This is a genomic window from Peijinzhouia sedimentorum, assembly GCF_049340005.1.
Lineage (GTDB): Bacteria > Bacteroidota > Bacteroidia > Cytophagales > Cyclobacteriaceae > CAXBDP01.
The window spans coordinates 16,773-41,464 of record NZ_JBMPIY010000012.1; the positions used below are offsets into that span (position 1 = coordinate 16,773).

General features: G+C 37.8%; 22 protein-coding genes. 16 read left to right on the forward strand and 6 right to left on the reverse strand.

From position 1 onward, the window contains the following. Position 1: 1 nt before the first annotated feature. Positions 2-991, reverse strand: a complete 990-nt coding sequence (gene fbp / locus ACOXY8_RS14095) for a class 1 fructose-bisphosphatase (RefSeq protein ID WP_458332249.1) — start codon at positions 989-991, stop codon at positions 2-4. Between the two features lie 222 nt (positions 992-1,213). Here fbp and ACOXY8_RS14100 point away from each other — a divergent pair, with 222 nt between their 5' ends. The 6 genes from ACOXY8_RS14100 (at position 1,214) to ACOXY8_RS14125 (ending at position 7,253) form a co-directional block, all read left to right on the forward strand. Continuing rightward, positions 1,214-2,458, forward strand: coding sequence for an aspartate kinase (locus ACOXY8_RS14100; RefSeq protein ID WP_458332250.1), 1,245 nt, complete (start codon positions 1,214-1,216; stop codon positions 2,456-2,458). 12 nt (positions 2,459-2,470) lie between these two features. Next, on the forward strand, positions 2,471-3,286 hold the full coding sequence (pyrF, locus tag ACOXY8_RS14105) for an orotidine-5'-phosphate decarboxylase (RefSeq protein ID WP_458332251.1): 816 nt from the start codon (positions 2,471-2,473) through the stop codon (positions 3,284-3,286). Between the two features lie 71 nt (positions 3,287-3,357). Next, positions 3,358-4,638: a DUF2851 family protein gene (locus tag ACOXY8_RS14110; RefSeq protein WP_458332252.1), complete on the forward strand. Its 1,281-nt coding sequence runs from the start codon at positions 3,358-3,360 to the stop codon at positions 4,636-4,638. Positions 4,639-4,733: 95 nt separating this feature from the next. Then, positions 4,734-5,369: an acetyltransferase gene (locus tag ACOXY8_RS14115; protein ID WP_458332253.1), complete on the forward strand. Its 636-nt coding sequence runs from the start codon at positions 4,734-4,736 to the stop codon at positions 5,367-5,369. 54 nt (positions 5,370-5,423) lie between these two features. Beyond that, positions 5,424-6,380 (forward strand): oxygen-dependent tRNA uridine(34) hydroxylase TrhO, encoded by a 957-nt coding sequence (gene trhO / locus ACOXY8_RS14120; protein ID WP_458332254.1) that lies wholly within the window; start codon positions 5,424-5,426, stop codon positions 6,378-6,380. Positions 6,381-6,386: 6 nt separating this feature from the next. Further along, positions 6,387-7,253 (forward strand): nucleoside phosphorylase, encoded by an 867-nt coding sequence (locus tag ACOXY8_RS14125; protein ID WP_458332255.1) that lies wholly within the window; start codon positions 6,387-6,389, stop codon positions 7,251-7,253. Between the two features lie 101 nt (positions 7,254-7,354). Here the strand turns inward: ACOXY8_RS14125 and ACOXY8_RS14130 are convergent, their stop codons facing one another. Then, positions 7,355-8,227, reverse strand: coding sequence for an SDR family oxidoreductase (locus ACOXY8_RS14130; RefSeq protein WP_458332256.1), 873 nt, complete (start codon positions 8,225-8,227; stop codon positions 7,355-7,357). 185 nt (positions 8,228-8,412) lie between these two features. Continuing rightward, entirely contained in the window at positions 8,413-11,556 is a 3,144-nt protein-coding gene (locus tag ACOXY8_RS14135) for a WD40/YVTN/BNR-like repeat-containing protein (RefSeq protein WP_458332257.1), read from the reverse strand. Between the two features lie 241 nt (positions 11,557-11,797). On the opposite strand from ACOXY8_RS14135, the gene ACOXY8_RS14140 reads away from it, so the two are divergent. From ACOXY8_RS14140 to ACOXY8_RS14165, 6 genes are all read left to right on the forward strand, one after another. Then, a complete protein-coding gene (locus tag ACOXY8_RS14140) occupies positions 11,798-12,535 on the forward strand; it encodes a lysophospholipid acyltransferase family protein (RefSeq protein ID WP_458332258.1) in 738 nt (245 codons plus the stop codon). After that, a complete protein-coding gene (gene gatC, locus ACOXY8_RS14145) occupies positions 12,525-12,812 on the forward strand; it encodes an Asp-tRNA(Asn)/Glu-tRNA(Gln) amidotransferase subunit GatC (protein ID WP_458332259.1) in 288 nt (95 codons plus the stop codon). The genes ACOXY8_RS14140 and gatC overlap by 11 nt, the downstream gene beginning before the upstream one ends. A gap of 11 nt (positions 12,813-12,823) precedes the next feature. Beyond that, positions 12,824-15,706: a tetratricopeptide repeat protein gene (locus tag ACOXY8_RS14150; RefSeq protein ID WP_458332260.1), complete on the forward strand. Its 2,883-nt coding sequence runs from the start codon at positions 12,824-12,826 to the stop codon at positions 15,704-15,706. 151 nt (positions 15,707-15,857) lie between these two features. Further along, positions 15,858-16,595, forward strand: a complete 738-nt coding sequence (locus tag ACOXY8_RS14155) for an ABC transporter ATP-binding protein (RefSeq protein ID WP_458332261.1) — start codon at positions 15,858-15,860, stop codon at positions 16,593-16,595. Positions 16,596-16,600: 5 nt separating this feature from the next. Then, complete coding sequence (locus ACOXY8_RS14160) at positions 16,601-17,149, forward strand: cob(I)yrinic acid a,c-diamide adenosyltransferase (protein ID WP_458332262.1); 549 nt, start codon at positions 16,601-16,603, stop codon at positions 17,147-17,149. Between the two features lie 60 nt (positions 17,150-17,209). After that, on the forward strand, positions 17,210-18,271 hold the full coding sequence (locus tag ACOXY8_RS14165) for a branched-chain amino acid aminotransferase (RefSeq protein ID WP_458332349.1): 1,062 nt from the start codon (positions 17,210-17,212) through the stop codon (positions 18,269-18,271). Between the two features lie 49 nt (positions 18,272-18,320). Here the strand turns inward: ACOXY8_RS14165 and ACOXY8_RS14170 are convergent, their stop codons facing one another. After that, on the reverse strand, positions 18,321-19,622 hold the full coding sequence (locus tag ACOXY8_RS14170; protein WP_458332263.1) for an acetyl-CoA hydrolase/transferase family protein: 1,302 nt from the start codon (positions 19,620-19,622) through the stop codon (positions 18,321-18,323). 215 nt (positions 19,623-19,837) lie between these two features. On the opposite strand from ACOXY8_RS14170, the gene ACOXY8_RS14175 reads away from it, so the two are divergent. Next, positions 19,838-20,053, forward strand: coding sequence for a hypothetical protein (locus ACOXY8_RS14175; RefSeq protein ID WP_458332264.1), 216 nt, complete (start codon positions 19,838-19,840; stop codon positions 20,051-20,053). Here ACOXY8_RS14175 and ACOXY8_RS14180 read toward each other — a convergent pair. Beyond that, on the reverse strand, positions 20,050-20,445 hold the full coding sequence (locus ACOXY8_RS14180; protein WP_458332265.1) for a VOC family protein: 396 nt from the start codon (positions 20,443-20,445) through the stop codon (positions 20,050-20,052). The genes ACOXY8_RS14175 and ACOXY8_RS14180 overlap by 4 nt on opposite strands. Before the next feature lie 104 nt (positions 20,446-20,549). Beyond that, positions 20,550-20,960: a hypothetical protein gene (locus tag ACOXY8_RS14185; RefSeq protein ID WP_458332266.1), complete on the reverse strand. Its 411-nt coding sequence runs from the start codon at positions 20,958-20,960 to the stop codon at positions 20,550-20,552. 159 nt (positions 20,961-21,119) lie between these two features. Here ACOXY8_RS14185 and typA point away from each other — a divergent pair, with 159 nt between their 5' ends. From typA to ACOXY8_RS14200, 3 genes are all read left to right on the forward strand, one after another. Next, positions 21,120-22,931: a translational GTPase TypA gene (gene typA / locus ACOXY8_RS14190; protein ID WP_458332267.1), complete on the forward strand. Its 1,812-nt coding sequence runs from the start codon at positions 21,120-21,122 to the stop codon at positions 22,929-22,931. A 615-nt stretch (positions 22,932-23,546) separates the two neighbouring features. Next, positions 23,547-24,134, forward strand: coding sequence for a methyltransferase family protein (locus ACOXY8_RS14195; RefSeq protein ID WP_458332268.1), 588 nt, complete (start codon positions 23,547-23,549; stop codon positions 24,132-24,134). A 106-nt stretch (positions 24,135-24,240) separates the two neighbouring features. Then, positions 24,241-24,528, forward strand: coding sequence for a cupin domain-containing protein (locus ACOXY8_RS14200; RefSeq protein WP_458332269.1), 288 nt, complete (start codon positions 24,241-24,243; stop codon positions 24,526-24,528). The last annotated feature ends 164 nt before the right edge of the window (positions 24,529-24,692 follow it).

Below are 24,692 nucleotides of genomic sequence, written 5' to 3' on the forward strand. Positions count from 1 at the left end.
CCTATTCCAAACCGCAAGCCTTCTTAACCATATTGGTAGATCCCACAAAATATGGAACGCGCTGATGAAGCTTAGTTGGAACAATATCTAGAATTCTATTTTTTCCATCCAAAGCTAGACCTCCCGCTTGTTCTACCAAGAAAGCTAATGCATTGCATTCGTATAACAAACGAAGTTTTCCACTAGGCGCACTTTCAGTAGCTGGGTAAATAAAGATTCCACCTTTGAAAAGGTTTCGATGGAAATCGGCTACTAATGACCCAATATATCTGGCGGAATACTTATTGTCTTTACAATATTGAATGTACTCATTGACCTCGGCTGGAAAACTGTTGGAAGAGCCTTCATTGATGCTATATATTTTCCCATCCTTCGGTGTTTGGATATTTGGATGGGATAAGAAATATTCACCTAAAGAACTTTCATAAGTAAATCCATTTACGCCTTTGCCTGTACTATAAACAAGCATAGTAGACGAGCCATACAAGACATAACCGGCTGCAACTTGTGCGCTTCCAGCTTGAAGCAAGTCTTCCATTTGTACCGGTCCACCTATCGGACTCACTCTGCGATAAACTGAAAATATGGTTCCAATAGAAACATTTACATCTATATTAGAAGAGCCGTCAAGTGGATCCATTGCCACTATATATCGACCATTGTATTTGCCAGTATCTACTACGCCTTCGTCTTCTTCGGAGATGATTCCGCAAACCTCTCCACCTTTGGTTAATGCCCTGATAAAACGAATATTAGCTGCTACATCTAATTTCTGTTGGTCTTCACCCTGCACATTTTGAGCACCAAATCCTCCCAATATATCTACCAATCCCGCACGATTTATTTCCCTATTTACAACTTTGGATGCCAGTGCAATATCTCTCAGCAGCTGCGAAAGCTCCCCACTTGCAAAAGGAAAATCATCTTGGTTGTTTTTGATAAATCTGTCGAGCGTTACGCCAATTGGCGATGAAATAGGATTGGGTTCCATAGTGAATTCGGGTCGTAATTTTGGTGCAGCGAAATTAAGCCAAAATTGTAAGCTTAAAAAAATAAGCTAAGCTTAAATGGAATGTCTAGGTCAAAAAGGGTTTAAGTAAGAAAAATAGATTTAACTGAGAAATTCAAAAAACAGAAATAAAGCCTAACAAAGCTCTTTTTCCTATCAAATCACGTTATTTGTCGTTTGGAAAATTGTAAGTAAGCTTTGTCAATGATCGTATTCAAATTTGGTGGTGCATCAGTAAAAGATGCGGAGGGTATTCAGAATTTAGCTAAAATCCTTAAACTATACTCAGATAAGAAAATTGTCTGCATAGTATCTGCAATGGGCAAAACAACCAATGCACTTGAGCAAATTTTAGCCAAAGTTTGGGCCAATGAAAATCCATTCGAATTTATAGAGCATCTCAAAAATTATCATCTCCAAACCGCTATGGAATTGGAGCTAGATATTGATGCAATTATAGAATTGAATGAGATATTTGATCTGCTTAATGAGCAATTAAATACAGTAGATCGTAACGGCTCTTTCGATTTTTATTACGACCAAATAGTCTCCTTTGGAGAATTACTATCTACCACGATTGTTCATCATTTCTTAGTGGAATCTCAATGCGAAAACTGGCTTGTTCCTGCCAAAGATTTGATTCGCACAAATAATCTATACCGTGATGCTGAAGTAAATTGGGAATTGACTCAAGCTAATTTGCAAAAACTAATACAAGGAAATCCTGCAAATATCATTCTTACTCAAGGATTTATAGGTGGTGATGAAAATGGAAATTGCACTACTCTTGGGCGGGAGGGATCCGATTTTACAGCTGCTATTATCGCTCATTGCATCAATGCCGAATCAGTAAGCATTTGGAAAGATGTACCTGGAGTACTCACAGCCGACCCTCGAATAATGAAGGAAACGCAGAAATTTGAGCGAATAAGTTATCAAGATGCTGCGGAGATGACCTATTATGGTGCAGTTGTAATTCACCCAAAAACCATCCTCCCGCTTTCTCAAAAAGGAATTCCATTGCATGTAAAACCATTTCTGCAACCAGAAGCATCCGGTACAGTAATTTCCCAAAACAAAGGCCAAGCTTTACCTACTTATATTTACAAATTCAATCAAACGTTGATTTCATTTGCTACACGTGATTTCTCATTTATCCATGAAAAAAATCTAAGTGATATATTGCAGGAATTAAGCAATTGCCATATTCACGCTAATTTAATGCAAAACTCGGCGACTTCATTTTCAGTGATTTTCGATTATCGAAAGGATAAGTTTGAACAATTGATCCAAGCTTTGCAGGAACATTTTAGCATCAAATACAATCATGAGCTTACTTTGCTCACCATCAAAAATTACCTTGAAGAAAATGTAGCTTTGGTAAAAGAGAATAAAGAATTTTTGATTGAACAGAAGACAAGAAATACATTTCAGCTATTATACAAATAGGCTAATCGCACCATGAATAGACAAGAATTATTTGCTCAGATTAAGAAAAAAGGAAGTTTCCTTTGCGTAGGATTGGATACAGACATTCAAAAAATTCCACCGCATTTGTTGCGGGAGGAGGATCCAATATTCGAATTCAATAAGCAAATAATCGATGCTACGGCGGACTATTGCGTGGCCTACAAACCTAACATCGCCTTTTATGAAAGCAGAGGTATCAAAGGCTGGGAAAGCTTACAAAAAACGCTCAATTACATTCCAAAGGAGCATTTTACCATTGCCGACGCTAAGCGTGGAGATATTGGCAATACCAGCAAAATGTACGCTCAAACATTCTTTGAAACTTTCGAATTTGACTCGATAACGATAGCGCCATACATGGGCAGCGATTCTGTAGAGCCATTTTTAAGTTTCCCAGACAAATGGGTGATTTTGCTAGCGCTTACTTCCAATCCGGGCAGTATGGATTTCCAGTTGACCAAAGATGCGAATGGAACGGAACTTTATAAGAAAGTCCTCGAAACAAGTAAGCAATGGGGAGATGCTGATAATTTGATGTATGTGGTAGGTGCTACAAGAGCTGAATATTTGACTGAAATTCGTCAAATTGTTCCTGATAATTTCTTGCTTATTCCAGGTGTTGGCGCACAAGGTGGCTCACTAGCAGAAGTGGCCAAATATGGAATGAATCAAGAATGTGGCTTGCTAGTCAACTCAAGTAGGGCTATTATTTACAAGTCTAGCGAAGATGATTTTGCCGAAAAAGCTCAAAATGAAGCCAAGATTATCCGAATGGAAATGCAGGATTTACTGGATAAATATTTATAAAAAGCTTATTTTTAGGATATTGAAGATTTGGAAGTTGAAAATCCAACTCAATAATCCAAACATAGGCATTGATGAAAGAGGAGTTCCTTCATTATATCTGGCGTTTTCAGAAGTTTGACCAAAACAAACTTGAAACGACTGATGGTAAACCTTTGGCCATCTTTGATACTGGACATTACAATACAGATTCTGGCCCGGATTTTAAACAGGCTAATCTTTCAATTGATGGAATAAAATGGGCAGGAAATGTTGAGATCCATGTGAAAGCATCGGATTGGCTCAAGCATAATCATCAAAATGACGAAGCTTATGAATCGGTAATACTTCACGTAGTTTGGATTCAAGATCAAATCATCAAAAATGCAGATGGCGAAATAATCCCAACCTTGGAATTGCATGATAGATCGGATAAGGATTTAGAAAATCGCTATACCGCCCTCGTTCGTAATCTCTACCCAATACCTTGCAAAAACTACCTCCCAAGTATTCGAGAAATCACCAAATTGGATATGATGGAGCAGGCTTTGATTCATAGACTTGAATTGAAAGCACAAGAGATCCTTGAGATATATCGTAACCAGCAAAAAGACTGGCCACAAACTTGCCAAATTTGGCTATTTAGGCATTTTGGATTTAAAGTAAATACTGAGCCTTTCACTGAATTAGGAAAACGGATTCCATGGAAACTCTTCGCATGGCATCAGCAAAACCCTTTTCAGATTGAAGCATTATTATTTGGAGTGGCAGGCTTACTCCAAAACAACACCATTGATCATGAATACTATAAATCCCTAAAAAAGGAATTTAAATTCTTGGCGAGTAAAAACAAGTTCAAGGAAAATTATATCGAAGCTGAACAATGGAAATTCCTCCGCTTAAGACCTGCGAATTTCCCAACCTTGCGAATGGCTCAATTGGCGGCATTTATGGCCACCAACCCTCATCCTTACACATTGCTAGAATCCTTCCCTGATGTAAAAAAGTTGGACGATGCTTTTAAAAATGAACTTTCCCCATTCTGGAAGACGCATTATCATTTTGGTAAAACTGGAAAAGGAATTCCTAAACACATGGGTCAGAATAGTCGTGATTTGCTGATAATCAATGTAGCTGCTCCACTCATGTTTGCCATTGGGCTTGAAAAGGAAGACCAGCAATATTTCGATACCGCACTCGAATGGCTGGAGGCACTAACTCCAGAGAAAAACAGAATCACCAAAAATTGGGAGGAACTCGGACTGCCAAATAACACTGCTTTTGATTCCCAAGCACTTATTGGCTTATATCGACACTTTTGTGAAAACAAACAATGCCTCAAATGCAAGATTGGGAATGAAGCACTTCAATCATGATTCTAATATTCTTACCCCCGCTTTCTATTCACCCCCTTAAGCATCAATAAGACAAAGTCTAAAATTTTAGCTAATTTTGCATCCTAAATTTAGAGATGATGTTAAATCCCGTAATAATATTTGGTGCAAAAGGACTGGCAAAAGCTGCTTATGACATTTACAGAAGTAATGGCATAGAGGTTTTCGCTTTTCTAGACGACAATGAAGAATTACACAATCAGCAAATTGGTGAGGCTAGTGTTTTAGGAAGTCCTGATGATGATGGCTTTTTGAAATACATTGGTAAAAAATGCGATGCATTTGTAGCAATAGAAGACCCGAAATACCGTGCAGCTACCATCAAAATGTTGCTCGAAAGAAGAAAGGTGATGCCTACCAATGCGCTTCACAAAAACATAAGCATTCCTGATAACTTGGAAATTGGTCATGGTAATTTTGTGAATGCTGGTGTTGTATTAGGTGAAGGTTCTAAATTAGGAAATCATATCATTATCAACTCAGGTTGCACAATCGATTACGATTGCACTATTGGAGATTATGTGCAATTAGGTGCTGGAACGGTTATAGGTGCAAGTGCAAGTATCGAGGAGAATGTTTTGATCGGAACGGGTTCAGTAATTTTGCCAGGAGTCAAAATCGGCAAAGGCGCACAAGTTGGGCCGGGTTCTGTGGTAATATCCAATGTAAAAGCTAAAGAAGTTGTCTATGGCAATCCAGCCAAAGTAGTTTAATATTCAAAATCAATTTTCACAAAAAACACCTTGTTTGCAGCAAGGAGGTCAATTATGGAAAACTATCAAGTATTACTTTATTATCACTACACACCTATAGCGGATGTAGAAGAGTTCAGAGAGCAACATCATTTGCTTTGTCTGGAGCTTGGCCTGATGGGCCGAATTATCGTTGCGCACGAAGGCTTAAACGGAACCGTTTCTGGCACGCCCGAAGCTTGCCAAAAATACATGGATGCAGTGAAATCAGATCCTCGATTCGACGGAATAGATTTTAAAATTGACGAATCTAATACTCCCGCTTTCCGAAAACTGAATGTGCGTGTGAAACCTGAAATTGTTCACTCAAGTTTGAGACATATCAAGCCATTTGAAAAAACAGGTGTTCATTTAAGTCCACAAGATTTCAAATCGCTGAAAGACCAAGAAGATGTAGTGATTTTGGACGTTCGCTCCAACTATGAGCACAGTGTTGGCCGCTTCAAAAATGCCGTCACTTTCGATATCGAAAACTTCCGTGATTTCCCTCAGAAGCTAAATGAAATTGAGCATCTAAAAGACAAAAAGATTGTCACCTATTGCACTGGCGGTATCAAATGCGAAAAGGCGAGCGCTTACCTATTGGAGCAGGGGTTTGAGAATGTATATCAATTGCATGGAGGCATTATCAAATACGGAATCGAAACGGATGGTGAAGATTTCGAAGGCAAATGCTATGTATTTGACAATCGATTGACGGTAGATATAAACAAGAAAAATCCTAAGGTAATTTCTAAGTGTTTTGTTTGCGACACTGAGAGCGACAGAATGGTAAACTGCGCCAATGCAGCCTGCAATGCACATGTGCCAATTTGTGAAAAATGCGGGTGGGAAATGAACGGTGCTTGCTCTAGCGAGTGCAAAGAACATCCTGAAATTCGTCCTTATGATGGCTCAGGATATTATGCCAAACAAAGCAATGGCTATGATCCATATCACAATGCACTGAGACGCAAAAAAACGGAGGCTTAAGAAATCATGTCCCAAACCTCCCGCATTTCCGAAGCTGATTTGATTATCAATCCAGATGGCTCTGTTTATCATCTCAATATCCATCCTGATCAATTATGTGATAAAATTATTGCCGTAGGTGATCCTGATAGAGTAGATGAGGTAAGTAAATACTTTGATAAAATTGATTACAAAATCGCAAAAAGAGAATTTGTTACCCATATAGGCTCGCTATCTGGTGAGAAAATAATGGCAATCAGTTCGGGCATAGGTACTGATAATATTGACATTATGCTTACCGAACTGGATGCACTTGCCAATATCGATTTCGAAAAGCGGGAGGTAAAGCAGGCACATCGCACGCTCAATATTATTAGAATCGGAACTTCAGGAAGTATGCAAGCAGACATTCCAGAAGGTGCTTCACTTATCAGTAATTATGGCCTTGGTTTGGATACTTTGATGAGCTTTTACGATTTGAAACAAGATCAATTTGAAAAGGAGATTTGTGAGGACGTAAAGGAAAAAACTGGGTTGAATTTTCTTCCTTATTGTGTGCAAGGATCTACACTGTTGCAAAAGCAAATTGGCGAGGGAATGATTTTAGGGAATACAGTAACTTGTCCGGGATTTTATGGTCCACAAGGAAGAAAAGTACGATTACAGCCAAAAAATGCTGAACTACTGGATCAACTTGCGACATTTCAGAAGGATGATTTCAGGCTGACAAATTTCGAAATGGAAACTGCTGGCTATTATGGAATGGGTAAGTTATTAGGCCATGAAATCCTCAGCGTAAATGCAATTGTGGCAAATAGAATCACACAGAAATTTGCAGAGAATAGCCATGAAATTGTCGATGAATTGATTCAAAAGGTACTCAATAAATTTTAATAAAAAATGAGCCTGAAAGGCATCTCAGGCTCATTTTACCTACATTTTTAATCTCATTAATTGCCATTTGGCTTTCATCATGCCCCAAACTAAGCTGGGGCTTAATCTTTTTTTCCTCTCATAGCTTCAAGCATATCCCACATCTCAGGAGTAATCATTTCAAGGTTATTAAATTCACCTGCTCCCATAAGCCATTCTCCTCCATCTATGGTTACAACTTCACCATTGACATAAGCTGCGAAATCACTTACAAGATACGCTGCCAAATTAGCCAGCTCTTGGTGCTCCCCTACCCTACCAACAGGAACTCTTTTAGCTGGATCAAACTTTTTCACCAGTTCGCCAGGCAACAATCTACTCCATGCACCTTCGGTTGGGAATGGACCAGGCGCGATTGCATTACTACGAATGCCATACTTGGCCCATTCTACAGCCAAACTCCTTGTGATGGCTAGAACGCCTGCTTTAGATGCCGCTGAAGGCACTACGTAACCTGAGCCTGTCCAAGCGTAGGTTGTTACTATATTCAGGAATGTTCCTTTTGTCTTGCTGTCTATCCAATGCTTACCCGCTGCAAGCGTGAAGTAGTAAGTTCCTTTCAATACTATATCTACAATAGTATCGAAAGCTCGATGGCTTAATCGCTCAGTCGGGCTTATGAAATTGCCAGCGGCATTATTCACCACAGCATCCAATTTACCGTATGCTTTTACAGTTTGGCTAATCACATTTTCTACCTGCTCATATTCGCGAACATCACAGACAATTGGCAAAACCCTCCCCCCTGTTTCATTTTCTAATTCCGTAGCAGTTGCTTGAAGCACTTCCATTTTGCGACTACAGATTACCACATCGGCACCAAGCTCTAAAAAGTATTTGACCATAGCTTTTCCCAGTCCGGTTCCTCCACCTGTTACTAAAATCACTTTACCTTTTAAGGCATCATCTCTTAACATTCCTTCTGATTTCACCATTGCTGTGTCGTTTTGTATGTGTTGGTTATTTTTCGAATATGAGTACAATGCGATGAAATCTCTTTATTTAAGATTTCAATCTTTTATTTCAATAAAAATAGAAAAAATACCTAGTTATCGAACCTCTAAAAACAAAAAATCCTGCCCAAGGGCAGGATTTTTTATAGTATAAAATTTCAAATCAATTATCTCTGCGCTGGAGTTGTAACAATGATAGCGTTAAGATTCTTATCCTTGACCATTCTGTTGAATTCAGGAAGTTCTGTTTGAATGATTTGACGAAGCTTAGTAAGCTCACCATTAATCAAGGTAGTCAGTTCTTGTCTTACCGTTTCAGACTGGTCAGTTGGAGGGTAATTTCCTCTTCCAACCACACCATTAAGAGCAGCAAGTTTGTTATTCAATCTAATCGGGAAGTTCAAAGGATCTTGTCTAGACTGATTTTGAGTTTGATAAAGAGCCTCTTCCACAATTGTCATCTCTTCATCTAATTGCTTAGCTGCTTCAACAACATCTGTTAGGTTCGGATCATCCTTAATTCTTGCAGTAATAAAGTTTAATTGATCTCTAACTGCTCTTATTTCTTTGATAGAACGGTGAGTATCAGTCAGTTTATCACGAACAGCAATTAAGAAATCAAACTGTTTTTGGTAGTCTGCTTGAGTAGATTCAGATCTTGGATCTCCAATAATCTTGAAACTTCTTTCTTGAACTTCTCCATTTACAGTCATTCTTACTTTGTAATCACCTGGTACAGCCATAGGACCTGCTAAGCTTCCTGACCACATAATCAACCCATCGAATGTTTCTGCTGGTTCATAACGCATGTCCCAAGTGAAGACATTACCTCCTGCTTTTGGTGTCAATTTAGTTTCTCTTTGCTGTGAATCTGAAGAATACTTACGAATTAAACTTCCATTTGCTTCCAAGAATTCTAAAGTAACGACATCAGTTGGCTTAACATCTTTCATATTATAAGTCACTTGTACACCACCATCACGATTTTCACCCTCTGTTTTTGAAGCACGACGTGAACCACCCATTCTATAGCTATCCATTGGTTGGAATAAATAATGGTTTGCATTAGCAACTTCATCACTCAACTGGTGAAGGATAGTTAAATCATCAATAATCCAAAGTGAACGACCTTGTGTAGCAACAATTAAGTTATTATCCTTGATAGCCAAATCTGTAATTGGCACTATTGGCATATTTCTCTGGAAACTTTTCCAAGTAGCCCCATCATTAAAGGAGATATACATGATAGTTTCCGTACCAGCATAAAGTAATCCTTTGCGTTCTGGGTCAGCACGTATTACTCTTGTAAAATGACCTGGATCAATTCCATTAACTATTTTAGTCCAAGTTTTACCATAATCCGTAGTTTTGAATAAGTATGGCTTATAATCACCTTGCTTATAACCTGTTGCAGCTACGTAAGCTCCTCCTTCTTCGAATGGATGTGCTTCTATAGAGTTGATCATTGTCCACTCTGGCATCAGGCTAGTTGGAGGAGTTACATTTGTCCATGTTTCACCATTATCCCTTGTAACATTTATCAATCCATCATCAGAACCTACCCAAAGTACATCTTCTGTAAAGTTTGATTCAGCAATTGCGAAGAGAGTACCATAATATTCTACACCTGTATTATCTTGAGTAATCGGACCACCAGATGTTTTCAATTTCTCTGGATCTGCTCTAGTCAAATCAGGGCTTCTAATTTCCCAATTTTGGCCTTCAGTGTAACTTACGTGTACATGCTGAGATGTTGTGATAAGCTTGTTTGGATCATGTTTCGAGAAAATAATTGGGAAGTTCCACTGGAAGCGGTACTTCATTCCTTCTGCACCATGTCCCATTGGGTTATCTGGCCATACGTTTACCGCACGCATTTGACCGGTTGAGTGATCCATACGCGTAAGCAAACCACCATAACTACCGCCATAGACGATATCATTATTTTTCGGATCTGGAGCTAACCAGCCAGATTCACCACCTGCGGATACATCCCAGTCGCTTTCTGTTATTCCTCCACCTTCAGTTCTATGTCTTACTCGTTGAGTTGAATTATCCTGCTGTGCAACATATATTCTGTAAGGGAAAGAGTCATCTGTTGTTACTCTATAATATTGTGCTGTAGGCTGATTCATATAAGTTGACCAGTTTGCACCGCCATCAAAAGTTACCTGAGCACCACCATCATCAGCGATAACTGCACGCATATTATCTTCAGGAGCAATCCACAAATCATGATGGTCACCATGCGGAGCATTGTTCGACTCGAAGTTACGACCTCCATCAGTAGATACATGATAGCTTACATTCATTACCCAAACTTTGTCCTCGTCTTGCGTATCAGCATAAATTCTTGTGTAGTACCACGCTCTTTGACGAAGATTACGGTCGTTGTTTACCATAGTCCAAGTCTCACCTGCATTATCAGATCTGTAAACACCACCATTATCATTTTCGATGATAGCCCAAACTCTGTTAGGGTTTACAGGAGAAACAGTAACACCAGATATTCCCCATACACCTTTGGGTAATCCTGGATTCTTTGTGATGTCTTTCCAAGTTGCACCTGCATCAGTGGACTTAAACATTTTAGAACCCGGACCACCTGAACTTAGGGAATATGGGGTTCTTCTAACTTGCCAAGTGGTTGCATAAAGTACACGCTCATTTCCTGGTTCAAAGACCAAATCCATCACACCAGAACCTGCGTCTACATATAGAATTTTTTTCCATGTAGCACCACCATCTTTTGATTCGAAGACACCTCTTTCTTCATGATCTTTCATTAAGTCGCCTAGTACCGCAACATACACGTGGTTTTCATCTCTAGGATTAACTCTAATTCTACCTACATGGCGAGAATCAGGCAAACCGATGAATTCCCATGATTTACCTGCATCCAATGATTTCCATATTCCATATCCATAAGACACATTTCCACGAACGGTATTTTCACCGCCGCCTACGTATATTACGTTAGGGTTTGATTCTGCTACTGTAACAGCTCCGATGGAACCTCCAAAGTATCCATCTGAAATATTTTCCCAAGTTTGACCGCCATCTATTGTTCTCCAGACGCCACCACCGGTAGCACCCATATAATAAAGGTTAGGTTTTCCTGGGACTCCAGTAACTGCTGAGGCTCGGCCTCCTCTATGAGGTCCCATCGAACGATACTCAACTGCGTCATACAGCTTTTCATCGTAATTTGCGGTTTGCTGTGAATGGGCATCCCAACTGTACATCATTGTAACAGCTAGTGCCATCAACCACAGCTTTGCATTGCTTAATAGTTGTTTTTTAATTCGCATAGTGTTTAGGGTTGATTGTATTCTTTTAAAATCTTCCATTAAGATAATTCTTAATTTCTTCCTGTAAGCTAACAATTGTTAGCAAAAAGAAAAACAAAATATAAGTGACTCGCACTATTTCGATTCAAAATCGGTAAAAATTTGGTCTAAGCAAAATTTCTTCTTTAAGGATCACTCAAAAAGAGGTTCTGCCATAAAATATTTTGCTAATGAGAAATTGAAATGCATAATTTTGGCAAATATGAAATTTAATAAAGTCTACACTATCTATGCAACATTTGTCTTTTCCTTTTTCTTTATCCTTATTTTTCCGACTTATTTGTTGATGATCCTTTTTCGCAATTTAGCGAAATACTCATATGCAATTGACAGACTCTGGGGAAGGATATTTTTTGGACTTCTTTGCATGCCTGTTTCAATAGAATTCCGAAAACCTTTAGATAAAAAAAAGAACTATATCTTCGCGGCAAATCATTTCAGCTTTCTCGATATAGCTGTGTTTGGATTTTCCGGCCAGCCTTACGCATTTATTGGTAAATCCTCCATTACCAAGCTTCCTCTTTTTGGTTGGATGTTCAAAAAGCTACATATCCCTGTAAATAGACGAAGCCCCAAAAGCAGATATGAAAGCTTGTTGAAAGCAGATGAAATGCTTGATCAAGGTAGAAGCGTAGTCTTTTTTCCTGAAGGTGGAATTACTTCAAATGAACCACCAAAGCTAATGCCTTTCAAAGATGGGGCATTTAAGTTGGCTATCGAAAAACAAATTCCTATAATTCCAGTGACCATTCCATGGAATTGGATAATTTTGCAGGATAACGGTAAATTTGAATTCAAATCGCACCCAGTGAAAATCGTGTTTCATGAACCCGTTATTACAATTGGCAAAACCATCGAAGACTTAACAGAAGTAAAGCGGGAGGTTTTTGATACCATAAAAACAGAACTTAAACGTTGGAATACTAATCATGAAGATTAATAAAGAAACTATAGCCAAAATCGCTCATCTTTCAAGACTTGAACTGAATGAAGAAGCTACCGAAAAAATGGTAGGCAGCCTGAGTGAAATCTTGGATTGGGTTGAAAAACTAAATGAAATAGATACAGATAATGTGGAGCCGCTATTCACAATGTCCTCAGAAGTAAATATGCTTCGTGAAGATAAGGTAGGAAAACACCTTGACCATGAAAGCGGGCTTAAACAAGCTCCAAAAAGAGACTCTGATTACTTTAGGGTTCCTAAAGTAATGGAATAAATCGTACGCCAATGAAATTCAAATTTAACGAAGCTCCTCTGGCAATACTTTTCTTCGCCCTGTTTATCGGGGCATTTTTATTTGTGATATTGGGTTCATTCCAATTTCCACAAGCTATAGAATGGATCCAAACTTCAAAAGTAGAGCCATTTACTACTCCATTTCGCACATTCGAAATCGGCCTCTTTTCATTCGATCGTTTCTCCGAAATTTTTCTAAGCACTAGTGATATCAAAGGAGGAAATTACATCATTGACAACAATTGGTATATTCTATTCCTTGGCTTTCTACTTGTAGCTTATGCCTCAATACTTTCTTTAATATCTGATTTCAAGGGAATTATTTTTTACTTTGGAATAGTCATTTCCTACCTCGCTTTGTATTTTCTGCAAATAGAGCAGCTATTTCCAAGTTTATTTGAAATAGGATGGATTCGATATATAGTTCCGCTCATTTATTGTATTCCCGCTTTGGCACTTTTCATTTCTGGAAGACAAGCGCCATTGCCATTGAGATTGTTACTGCACATATTGCTTTTCGCCATTCCGATATTCATCCATTTATCCTCACAGTCGGATCTCACAGCCATTAAGGTAATGGCGGCTGGAACTGTGCCTGGACTTGTACTTATTAGTAGTGCTTTAATTTTGCTGATCGCACATGAAGTCACAGCGCTGTTTCTGGAAATTACCTCCCGCCGTCCATCAATCAAGCGAGGACAAAATATAAGGCATTTCTCTCTAATAGTCCTTTTATATTTGGTTACACTAGTTCTTTATTATCTCGACATCTCAGGTAATATAGATTTTGATCTAGCTTTTTTCAATGCCTTTTTTCTTTTAAGTTTATCCATAATACTTGGCCTCAGAGCTATTCCGTTTAGGTTTTTGAGTTTTGGCTATGATATCTCTCCAGCCACTACTCGTATGCTTTATTGCGCTTTTAGCTTGATTCCACTTTCGTTTATTGGTTTTGCATTCGCATCGGGCAACGATATGTATATTGAGGCAATGGAGGACATTATTCTGTTCACACATATAGGAATGGGTGCTTTCTTTTTCATCTATATTTTTATCAATTTCCTAGATCCAGCTTTCCACAATAGGCCTGTTTACAAAATCGTTTATCAACCTATTCGGATGCCGTTTTTCACTGCCGTTCTTATGGGTTCTTTGGCATCCATGGCTATATTTTACCTCGCCCAAATGCTCCCAATGAATCAGACTTATGCAGGTAACTTTGCTCAAATTGCCCAAATTGATTTGGAGAAAAATAACCATGAAAGAGCCCAAAGACTGCTAGAGATTGCCAATGGATTTGCGCCAAATAACCATGTAGCCAATTATCAATTGGGCAATTCATTTAACGCTACAGATCAACTCGGACAGGCATATTTTTTCCTAGAAAAAGCAACCCAAAGAAATTCGACTCCACAAGCACAAATCAATTTAGCGGATAACTATGTGGCTAGAGAAAGATGGTTTGATGCGATTTTGTTATTGAATCAAAATTGGGAGGAATATCAAGATTCACATGTCGCTTTTGCCTTGGGCAACTTGTATGCACAAACGAGCATTTTAGATTCGGCCGTTTATTGGTACACAAAATCGCGGGAGGATAAGCATTTACAAACACTAGCTAATAGAAATATATCGGCCATTATAGCTCGTACAGGTATTAGTAGTATCGATGATACATTTACAAGTGAACTAAGCAATGAAGAAAAAATTAGTCTTGGTGCAAATGCCGCAATTTTGGCTACTTCTATTAACGAGGAGGAATTAATGCAAAATGCGCCAATGCTTCAAGACTCCTTTGCAATTTGGAACAATATGCTGCTAAATAGGCAGTTTGCCATTGGTCAGGAGGGTTTGTACCAAAAAGAGCAAACGGCATTGACTTGGCCATTTTTCTATTACACCGAGCGAATTTTAGAGAAAATAAGTTACCGTCATTATTATCAAGGCAATAAAAAAGATGCTATTCGCTTGATGAAAATCTTAGCCAATAGAGAAGGCCAACGTCAAGCAAAATATGCATATCAGTTGGGCAGCTGGGCGATGGAAAATGCAAAATGGAGATTAACCGAAGACTATTTCCAAAAAGCCGATTCACTAGGATTGAATTTCTCGAATGTAGAAAAAGCTCTCTCCAATGCTAGCAATGGAAATAAACTTGACGCTTTGAGTTTGATAATTGAAGATGAGAATATCCAACTGAATTCATTTAAAAACTATCTGAGTGGCATAATAGATTCAGATAGCACTTATTATTGGCAGCTATATTTCGAGAATAATCAAATGGATGAGGGTGCACTAATAAATACCCTCTCTAATATTGATAATGAAAGAATTAGAGAAAAGGTATTTGCGGAAATCACATTGCAACAAGTAATGAGTGGGAACGCAAAGACCGCAAATGATTGGATTAATGATACTCAATTGAATGATCTGTTCGGCTACGAATTACTCGGCAAACTCCGGCATGAAGTTCTATTTGCTCTCAAGTTGAAAGAGGAAAGTGTGAATCTTCTATTCACTGAGGATCAAAGCAGATGGCTCAATAATTTAAGAAATGAGCAAGATGAAGATAAAGTAATAGAATGGATTGAAAGGCTTTCGGATGACATTTGGAATGATTTATTGATACTTGAAGGTATTGAAAAATATAAAGCAATTAATCGTCAAGACTTGGCATATCAACTCGCGGTAGAAGCTCATAGAGAAAATCCTTACTCAATTGAAATATTAAAAGCTTATATTGTCATTAGTAAGGAGCAAAATCTAAACTCCTATTTGGCAATCGGGCTTGAAAGGTTAAAAAGTTTAATTGATGAAAAATCATTTCAAACCTTTTCATCTCAAATCAGTCTATTAGAAGCAGAATGGAATTAATTCCTCTTTTGGAAAGTTTTTAAGGCCAATTTAATCCCGTTAGGGTTGAAATCATCCGCTGATAAAATTGTTATTGAGAGAGAATTATAAATAATTGAATTTTGCAGATGAATCTATTTTAGACCTAATACAGAAGTGTAAATAAAATATCATGAGCGTAATAATAGAAACCAAACACATTAAGAAAACTTACAAGATGGGTTCCGAAATAGTGGAAGCCCTCAAGGACATAAATATCAAAATCAACAAAGGTGAATATGTAGCCTTTATGGGTCCGTCTGGTTCAGGTAAGTCTACGCTTATGAATATTATTGGCTGCCTAGATACTCCTACGGATGGAGCTTATATATTGAATGGCCAAGATGTGAGTCGCATGAGCGAAAACGATTTGGCAGTGGTAAGGAATAAAGAAATTGGCTTTGTATTCCAAACCTTTAATCTCTTACCAAGAGCAACAGCACTTGAGAACGTAGCATTACCACTTATTTATGCTGGTTACAAAAAAGCTGAAAGAGATGTTATTGCTAGGAAATCTTTGACTAACGTAGCACTAGGCGACAGAATTACACACAAACCAAACGAAATGTCTGGTGGTCAGCGCCAGAGAGTTGCAATTGCAAGAGCTTTAGTAAACAACCCAAGTATTATCCTTGCCGATGAGCCAACGGGTAACTTGGACACAAAAACATCCTATGAAATTATGGCCTTGTTTCAGGCTCTTCACGATGCAGGCAATACAATTATCATGGTAACTCACGAGGATGATATCGCTCATTATGCGCATCGCATTGTGAGAATGCGTGATGGTTTGGTTGAAACAGATACTATTAATACTGAAATAACTCGTCAAGATGAAGTTCCTACTATTGTGGAGCCAAGCCTAGATTAATCTGAATGAAGATTTATACAAAAACTGGTGATGAAGGCACAACTTCCCTCTTTGGAGGTAAAAGAGTGCCTAAATTTCATTTAAGAATTGATGCTTACGGAACTGTAGATGAACTGAATTCACATATTGGTCTAATTGCAGACCAAGAAGTCAACAAAAAGAGAAACTCCTTTCTACGAAGTATTCAAGAAGAATTATTCACCATTGGAAGCCATTTGGCTGCTGAACCTGGGAAAGAGCATAAGTACCTCCCGCCTCTTAGTAACGAAACCGTAGTTAATATTGAAGCCGAAATTGATAAAATGGATGCAGAGCTACCTGCTCTAAAATCTTTTATACTACCTGGTGGACATCCAGCAGTTTCTTATTGTCATATAGGTAGATGCGTTTGCCGTAGAGCCGAGAGGCTTTGTGTTGATCTAAATCAGCATGAAAAATTGTCCCCCATCATCATCCAATACTTAAACCGTTTATCAGATTTTCTATTTATTCTAGCTCGAAAAATGGGACAGGAATTAAATGTTGAAGAGATTCAATGGCGTCCTAAAAAATAAGCGTTGATAACAATATATTCATTTGTTAATTAGCGTAAAATTTTACATATTAAAATCATGATGGGCATAGAAAGTTTTAAAATAGATAAAGTTGCTAAGTCAAGAATTAGCGATATAGATTTCAAAAACATTGTTTTTGGTAGGGTATATTCTGATCACATGTTTATCGCTGATTATACTGAAGGTCAGTGGAATAATCCAAGAATCAAGGCTTATGAAAATATAAGTCTTTCACCAGCCAACACCACTTTACATTACGGGCAGTCTGTATTTGAAGGTATGAAAGCCTACAAAATGAAAGATGGCAGTGTGGGAATTTTCAGACCTCACAGAAATTTCGAAAGAATTAACATTTCAGCTGAAAGAATGTGCATTCCAGGTCTTTCTGAGGATCTGTTTATGAATGGTTTAGTGGAATTATTAAAACTAGATCGTGCTTGGGTTCCCAACATTCCCGGTACTTCTTTATACATCAGACCATTTATTTTTGCTACGGATGAATTTATAGGGATTAGACCTTCAGACAACTTCAAATTCATCATTTTTACTTGTCCAGTTGGCCCGTACTATTCAGGCGCTGTGAAAGTGAAAATGGAAACGAAATTTAGCCGTGCAATTGAAGGCGGAACTGGGTATGCAAAAGCTGCTGGTAATTATGGCGGGTCTATATATCCAGCTAAATTAGCTCAAGAAACAGGTATCAATCAATTGATTTGGACGGATGCAAAAACTCATCAATACATTGAAGAGTCAGGCACAATGAATGTCGCCTTTATTATTGGCAACAAATTTTTGACTCCTCCTACAGGCGAAACCATACTCAAAGGTATCACAAGAGACAGCGTAGTAACCTTAGCTGGCGATATGGGATTAGATGTAGAAGAAAGACCTGTTTCGGTAAAAGAAATTGTAAGCGCGCTGAAAGATGGCACCCTGAAAGAAGCATTCGGTATGGGTACCGCAGCTACTATTGCTCCAATTTCTATGATTCGTCACGACGATGTAGACTATCAATTGCCAGACCATACCAAATGGGAACACTCTCCAAGAATACTAGAAAGGCTTGATGCTATTAAATACGGCGAAGCTGAAGATAAATATAATTGGATGTATAAAATCTAATAAAAAATGCCCGGTGATTACCGGGCATTTTTTATTTATCCTAATTCGATCAATTGTGCATATTGAAAAACTCTGGCCCAAATCGCTCTGCGGCAACTTTGGATAATGCTTCTCTATGATCGGGATGACTTATTTTTATCAATTCCTTTGCTCGCTGACGAAGATTTTTCCCATAGAGATAGGCAACACCATATTCAGTTACCACATAATGCATGTGAGCTCTTGTGGTAACAACCCCTGCTCCTTCCTGTAAAAACGGCACTATTTTACTCATTCCCTTATTGGTTGCAGAGCACAAAGCAATTATTGGTTTTCCTTCTTCTGAAAGTGATGCACCACGAATAAAGTCCATCTGACCACCGACTCCAGAGTATTGATAAGTTCCTATACTATCTGCACAAACCTGCCCAGTGATATCAACTTCGATTGCGCTATTTACAGCTACAACTTTAGGGTTCATCCTGATTACTTTTGCATCATTTACATAATCTGCTTCCAGAAACATAAATTCAGGATTGTCGTCTATGAAATCGTATAAATCCTGATTGCCAATGGCAAAGGCAGTGGCAACTTTGCCTCTATGCTTTTTCTTAAACTTATTGGTGATTACACCAGCTTTTAGCAAATCAATTACACCATTGCTAAACATCTCTGTATGCACACCCAAATCCTTGTGAGAGTGCAGACTTTGTAATACCGCGTCCGGAATAGCACCAATACCTAATTGAAGGGTAGATTTATCATCGATCAATTCAGCACAATATTGACCGATACGTTTCTCGCTTTCACCTATACTTGCTCGGTAATCTACTAATGGCAAATCATCATTCACATCTACCCAATAATTTATTTCACTAATATGTAGCACGCCATCTCCTAGCGTACGAGGCATTTTTGGGTTCACTTGAGCAATTACCATTTTGGCATGTTTCACTGCTGAGCGAGCTACATCTACGGACACGCCAAGCGAGCAGAATCCATGTTTATCAGGTGGAGATACATGAATAAGTGCGACATCAAGCGGGAGGATGTTTTTCTCGAATAATCTTGAAATTTCACTAAGAAAAATCGGAATATAATCGCCTAATCCTTGCTGAATAACTTTACGTACATTAGCCGATACAAATAGCGAATTAATTCTAAATCCTCCCGCTTGCAAGGCAGAATAGAAATCAATATCTCCCAAGGTACTGATGCTTACTAACTCTATATCCTTCAGTTCATTTCTGCGTTCTAGCAATGCGTTAACCAATGAAAGTGGCGTGGCTGCGCTTCCTTGAATAAAAACTCTCTGCCCACTTTTTATATGTGAAACTGCCTCTTTTGCTGTTGAAACATGCTTATTTATCATATTTATCGTCGTTATTGTTCTTTCACTTGTTAAAATTGAGATTTGAATTTACTAACAAGCCACTCCTTATACCACAATCACGACATATTATTTAGAATATTGACTAAAGGAAAATGAATGGTGAAATGCACTAAACTTTAATTTGTCCTAAATAATCCCTACCTTAAAAGTGCTTTTTAAATTAAAAAATTAGTATCCACTTAAAAAAGTTAATTATGAGAAAAGGATTAGGAATTTTTTTAATAGTCTTGGGCGTGGTAGCCTTAGTGTTTGATGGAATTAACTATACTTCAGAAGAAACAATAATAGATGCAGGTCCATTAGAAGTTTCTGCTGATAAGGAAAAAACCTTGAGTTGGCCAACCTACGCTGGAGCCATTTTAGCTGTATCCGGTGTGATAATCGTATTAGCTGGAAAGAAAAAAAGCTAAGCCTCAATAGGTTCTGCAAAGGTGAGAATATAGCCATTGCAATCCTTGAAGGTAAATTCTTTCATGGCATAGAAGGTTTCTTTAAGCTCTGATACCATTTGAACTTTGTTTTGGAGCTTTTCATAGATACTTTCTATGCCATTTACTTTTATAAACAGTGTTAGCGATGCTCCAGGCTTTATCGTTTCGAAGGCTGGCAAATCTTCAATCAAACTTTCTCTAGTCTGAAACATAATTTCCATTCCTTCTTTTTTCATCATTGCCCATACAAATGGGGCTTCTTCAGGAACAGTTTGCACTAGCTCAAAACCTAACTTTTCTTTATAAAATTTGATGGTATAGGCTACATCATTTACCATCAAGTTGGGAGTGAGAGAATGAATTGTGTACATAGATTTTTCAAAATTTCCATTAAGATAGATTGTGTAAATGGAAATTCCTTGAAATAAGATTGGAGTAAAGTTGACTAGGACAAGATTTACACAATTCAGCTAGTTCACTTCTGTTCGATACTGATTTGTTTAGTCAGATTTGCAAGTATCTCACTATGTCCCTCAATTGATTGAGCTAATTTTTTATGGATTTTAATGGCTTGCCAAATTTCTAATTTCAGGATAGTTAGCAAAATTTGTTTATCACGTGCAATTTCCACTATGTCTACCTCCTTTTTAATACTGTAGATAAGGTAGTCAAAATACATATCCTCCCGCTCATTTATGAGGTCCCGAGCAGGATCAATCTTATATTTCAAGAACAATTCGTCCACATCTTCCATCCGTACTTCTTCTAAGTCTAATGAAGCCAATAAGTTAGATAGATCAGGTAAAAATTGCTCTTTGTCTGGCAAATTGAAAAATCGCCTAAAAAAAGATTTCTTTGGGATAATATGCCTTTTAAAAAATTTCATTCGCTAAAAATATCACATGAGTTTACGAATATTTCACCAAGTCAATCAAGGCTAATTATATCAACGGAAAAGAGCGGGAGGATTTCGGTATTTTACTTTTTAAGATAGGCATATATATCCACTTGTATTCCGTACCTTTGCGCCCTGAAAATGAGTATAATGCAGAAAATCAGAAACATCGCTATCATCGCTCACGTCGATCATGGCAAAACCACGCTTGTTGATAAAATTATTCATGCTTGTCAAGTGTTTCGCGAGAATCAAGACACTGGAGAGCTAATATTGGACAACAATGAGCTTGAAAGAGAAAGAGGGATTACCATTCTTTCTAAAAACGTATCCGTTAATTACAAGGGCGTTAAAATCAACATTATCGACACTCCAGGTCACAGTGACTTCGGTGGAGAAGTAGAGAGAGTGCTGAAAATGGCCGATGGCGTATTGCTATTGGTAGATGCATTTGAAGGCCCTATGCCTCAAACGCGATTTGTGTTAGGCAAGGCTTTGGGTTTAGGCTTAAAACCAATTGTGGTTGTAAATAAGGTTGATAAAGAAAACTGCCGTCCAGACGAAGTATATGAGCAAGTATTTGACCTTATGTACAATATCGGTGCTACAGAAGATCAATTAGACTTTGTGACTATCTATGGTTCATCTAAGATGGGCTGGATGAGTACAGATTGGAAAGATAGAACTGACAATATTTTTCCGTTAATGGATGCGATATTGGAAAACATTCCGGAGGCTCCAGTTCATCAAGGGCCTGCTCAAATGCAAATTACCTCACTTGATTTTTCTTCATTTACAGGTAGAATTGCGATCGGTAGAGTATATAGAGGCAGCATTAAAGAAGGTGCAAATATGCTGCTTTCGAAAAGAGATGGTTCTTTCAAAAAAGTGAAAGTAAAGGAAGTGCACCTATTTGAAGGTCTAGGTAAATTGCGCGTTCCTGAAGCATTTGCTGGAGATATTTGTGCGGTAGTTGGTATTGAAGGTTTCGAAATCGGTGATACACTTACCGATGCAGAACAGCCTGAAGCATTGCCAAGAATTGCCATAGATGAGCCTACTATGAGTATGCTTTTCACCATCAACAACTCGCCATTCTTTGGTAAGGAAGGTAAATTCGTTACCTCCCGCCATTTACGCGATAGATTGATGAAGGAGATTGAGAAAAACTTAGCACTACGTGTTGAGACTACAGATTCTGAAGAGAAATTTTTAGTGTTTGGTAGAGGTATTCTTCACTTGTCTATTTTGATCGAAACGATGCGTCGTGAAGGTTACGAATTACAAGTAGGTCAACCACAAGTACTTTACAAAGAAATAGATGGCGTGAAATGCGAACCAATTGAAAACTTGGTCGTAGACGTGCCACAAGAAAGTGCTGGTAAAATTATAGAATTGGCTACACAGCGTAAAGGCGAATTGACCATAATGGAGCCGAAAGGTGACTTGCAGCATTTGGAATTTAAGATTCCAGCTCGCGGATTGATTGGTCTAAGAAATCAAGCGCTGACTGCCACTCAAGGTGAAGCTGTAATGACGCATAGGTTTATGGGTTATGAGCCATTCAAAGGCGCTATTCCTGAAAGAATCAATGGTTCAATCATCTCTGTAGATGCTGGCCCATGTACTGCCTATGCAATTGATAAACTGCAAGATCGTGGCATTTTCTTCGTGAACCCAGGTGAAGAGCTTTATGCTGGCCAAGTAATTGGTGAGCATAGCCGTCAGAACGATTTGGTGGTGAATGTGCAAAAAGGCAAGAAGCTTTCGAACGTGAGAGCATCTGGAACTGATGATGCAGTGAAAATCGCGCCAGCGAAGAAATTCAGCTTAGAGGAAACACTCGAATACATCCAAAAGGATGAATATGCTGAAGTTACTCCGCAAAGTATTCGTATGAGAAAAGTGATTCTTGACCATAGTGCTAGAGACAGAAGCGAAAAGAAAACTGGTGATTATTAATAGTTTATAGCTATTAAAATTTATAGATTAAAAAGACTATCCTACACAGGGTAGCCTTTTTTGCTTTTAGATAATGGCTCAGTAGATAGTTAATAAACATGATAAGGTTAGTAAAATTATGCCATTAAGAAAATTCTAGATATATAAAATTAAATCAATAGTTAATTGTAAATGTGATTGTCCTCCAAAACCCTTTATGGAAGTAATAATACGGTTCATATAAATATATTTAGCCTCCTTTATTTTTTTGGTCATATATTTACAGTTATCGTCCGAAAAAGTAACTAATTAACATTATGTGGTAATTTATCTTAAATCAAAAAGACAAATTCATTTTAGCCATTATCAAAAACACTTTTTCACAACAACGTGTAGTAATAAATTTATTTCTTAGATCATTGCCTAACAATTTGATCAACAACAGAAAACATATTTAATTTTTAAAGATTTATGGCTTTACAGGAAGAATTAGAGAAGCAAGGCGTTTGGTTATTTAGGTAATGAGGTGTTCTACCGATGGTGATTTTGGCAATAGGTGCAATTCTATACCTCAGGTCTCAATTTTACCCCCATTTATACTTTTTACAAAACGTTAGGTATGAATTCTATTTTGAAATGTTCTGTCTTGCAATAAGCTTAGGAGGCTTGGCAATTCGAATTTATACCGTTGGCAATACACCAAAAAACACTTCTGGCAGAAATGTAAAAGAGCAAGTAGCAGATGAATTGAATACCACTGGAATATATTCCATTGTAAGACATCCTTTGTACTTAGGTAATTTTTTCATTTGGTTAGGGCCAGCCATACTTACAGGACACTTTTGGTTTGTGATTGCTTTTTGCTTGTTCTATTGGGTTTATTACGAAAGGATTATGTTTGCCGAAGAGCAATTTCTGCGCAGAAAATTTGGCGTTAAATACCAAGAATGGGCTTCAAAAACTCCTGCATTTTTTCCAAATTTCTCGTTATTTAAGAAATCTACTTTGTCTTTCAGCTGGAAGAAGGTTTTGAAAAAGGAGAAAAATGTATTAGCAGGAATTTTCTTACTCTTCACCATTTTTGATCTTGCCTGTGGCTTGATGGACAAAACCCATCAAATCAATTACTTTCTGCTTTCAGCATGTCTTCTTACTGGCGTAATGTATGCTATTCTTAAGTATTTAAAGAAGAAAACAACAGTTTTGGATGAAGATGGACGTTAATATCTTGAGTCAAGTATTAATTGCTAAATTGGGATTATAAAATAATCGATTAGCCAGAGGCTTTCAATTTGCACTTTTGCTGAACTACTTCATACATCAAATCCATATGAATCTAGAGCAATTACATCCAACTGAAAAAGAAGTCTCCGCACAAAAATTGTTTTCTGGTGAAGTGGGGTCAGCCACTTCTATTCAACTGCAAGAAGACGGAAAATTGAAAGAACATCTCACAAAAACCCCTGCACTACTTATTTGTATTTCAGGCTTGGTTCGTTATGAAGATGAAACAAAGAAAGAGATTGACTTAGAACCTAATGACTATATTCATATCGAACCTAATGTAAAGCATTGGTTAATAGCCTCTGAAAAATCTCAGTTGATATTACTGAAATAGATATTAGCTAAGTATAAGAACAACATCTTTAGAAGTACTCCATTAAAATTGGAATACAGAAATCTAAGATTTTGATTGTTCTGATTGCTAATTTCTTACACTAGCGGAAAGAAAATTGTTAGCTAACCCAAAGCCAATGCTTTCCCTATTGTACATCCAAATAT

Bases quoted from the DNA above. Each gene is read 5' to 3' on its own strand.
- fbp (WP_458332249.1), bottom strand. From the start codon at position 991: ATGGAACCCAATCCTATTTCATCGCCAATTGGCGTAACGCTCGACAGA.
- ACOXY8_RS14100 (WP_458332250.1), top strand. From the start codon at position 1,214: ATGATCGTATTCAAATTTGGTGGTGCATCAGTAAAAGATGCGGAGGGT.
- pyrF (WP_458332251.1), top strand. From the start codon at position 2,471: ATGAATAGACAAGAATTATTTGCTCAGATTAAGAAAAAAGGAAGTTTC.
- ACOXY8_RS14110 (WP_458332252.1), top strand. From the start codon at position 3,358: ATGAAAGAGGAGTTCCTTCATTATATCTGGCGTTTTCAGAAGTTTGAC.
- ACOXY8_RS14115 (WP_458332253.1), top strand. From the start codon at position 4,734: ATGATGTTAAATCCCGTAATAATATTTGGTGCAAAAGGACTGGCAAAA.
- trhO (WP_458332254.1), top strand. From the start codon at position 5,424: ATGGAAAACTATCAAGTATTACTTTATTATCACTACACACCTATAGCG.
- ACOXY8_RS14125 (WP_458332255.1), top strand. From the start codon at position 6,387: ATGTCCCAAACCTCCCGCATTTCCGAAGCTGATTTGATTATCAATCCA.
- ACOXY8_RS14130 (WP_458332256.1), bottom strand. From the start codon at position 8,227: ATGGTGAAATCAGAAGGAATGTTAAGAGATGATGCCTTAAAAGGTAAA.
- ACOXY8_RS14135 (WP_458332257.1), bottom strand. From the start codon at position 11,556: ATGCGAATTAAAAAACAACTATTAAGCAATGCAAAGCTGTGGTTGATG.
- ACOXY8_RS14140 (WP_458332258.1), top strand. From the start codon at position 11,798: ATGAAATTTAATAAAGTCTACACTATCTATGCAACATTTGTCTTTTCC.
- gatC (WP_458332259.1), top strand. From the start codon at position 12,525: ATGAAGATTAATAAAGAAACTATAGCCAAAATCGCTCATCTTTCAAGA.
- ACOXY8_RS14150 (WP_458332260.1), top strand. From the start codon at position 12,824: ATGAAATTCAAATTTAACGAAGCTCCTCTGGCAATACTTTTCTTCGCC.
- ACOXY8_RS14155 (WP_458332261.1), top strand. From the start codon at position 15,858: ATGAGCGTAATAATAGAAACCAAACACATTAAGAAAACTTACAAGATG.
- ACOXY8_RS14160 (WP_458332262.1), top strand. From the start codon at position 16,601: ATGAAGATTTATACAAAAACTGGTGATGAAGGCACAACTTCCCTCTTT.
- ACOXY8_RS14165 (WP_458332349.1), top strand. From the start codon at position 17,210: ATGGGCATAGAAAGTTTTAAAATAGATAAAGTTGCTAAGTCAAGAATT.
- ACOXY8_RS14170 (WP_458332263.1), bottom strand. From the start codon at position 19,622: ATGATAAATAAGCATGTTTCAACAGCAAAAGAGGCAGTTTCACATATA.
- ACOXY8_RS14175 (WP_458332264.1), top strand. From the start codon at position 19,838: ATGAGAAAAGGATTAGGAATTTTTTTAATAGTCTTGGGCGTGGTAGCC.
- ACOXY8_RS14180 (WP_458332265.1), bottom strand. From the start codon at position 20,445: ATGTACACAATTCATTCTCTCACTCCCAACTTGATGGTAAATGATGTA.
- ACOXY8_RS14185 (WP_458332266.1), bottom strand. From the start codon at position 20,960: ATGAAATTTTTTAAAAGGCATATTATCCCAAAGAAATCTTTTTTTAGG.
- typA (WP_458332267.1), top strand. From the start codon at position 21,120: ATGCAGAAAATCAGAAACATCGCTATCATCGCTCACGTCGATCATGGC.
- ACOXY8_RS14195 (WP_458332268.1), top strand. From the start codon at position 23,547: ATGTTCTGTCTTGCAATAAGCTTAGGAGGCTTGGCAATTCGAATTTAT.
- ACOXY8_RS14200 (WP_458332269.1), top strand. From the start codon at position 24,241: ATGAATCTAGAGCAATTACATCCAACTGAAAAAGAAGTCTCCGCACAA.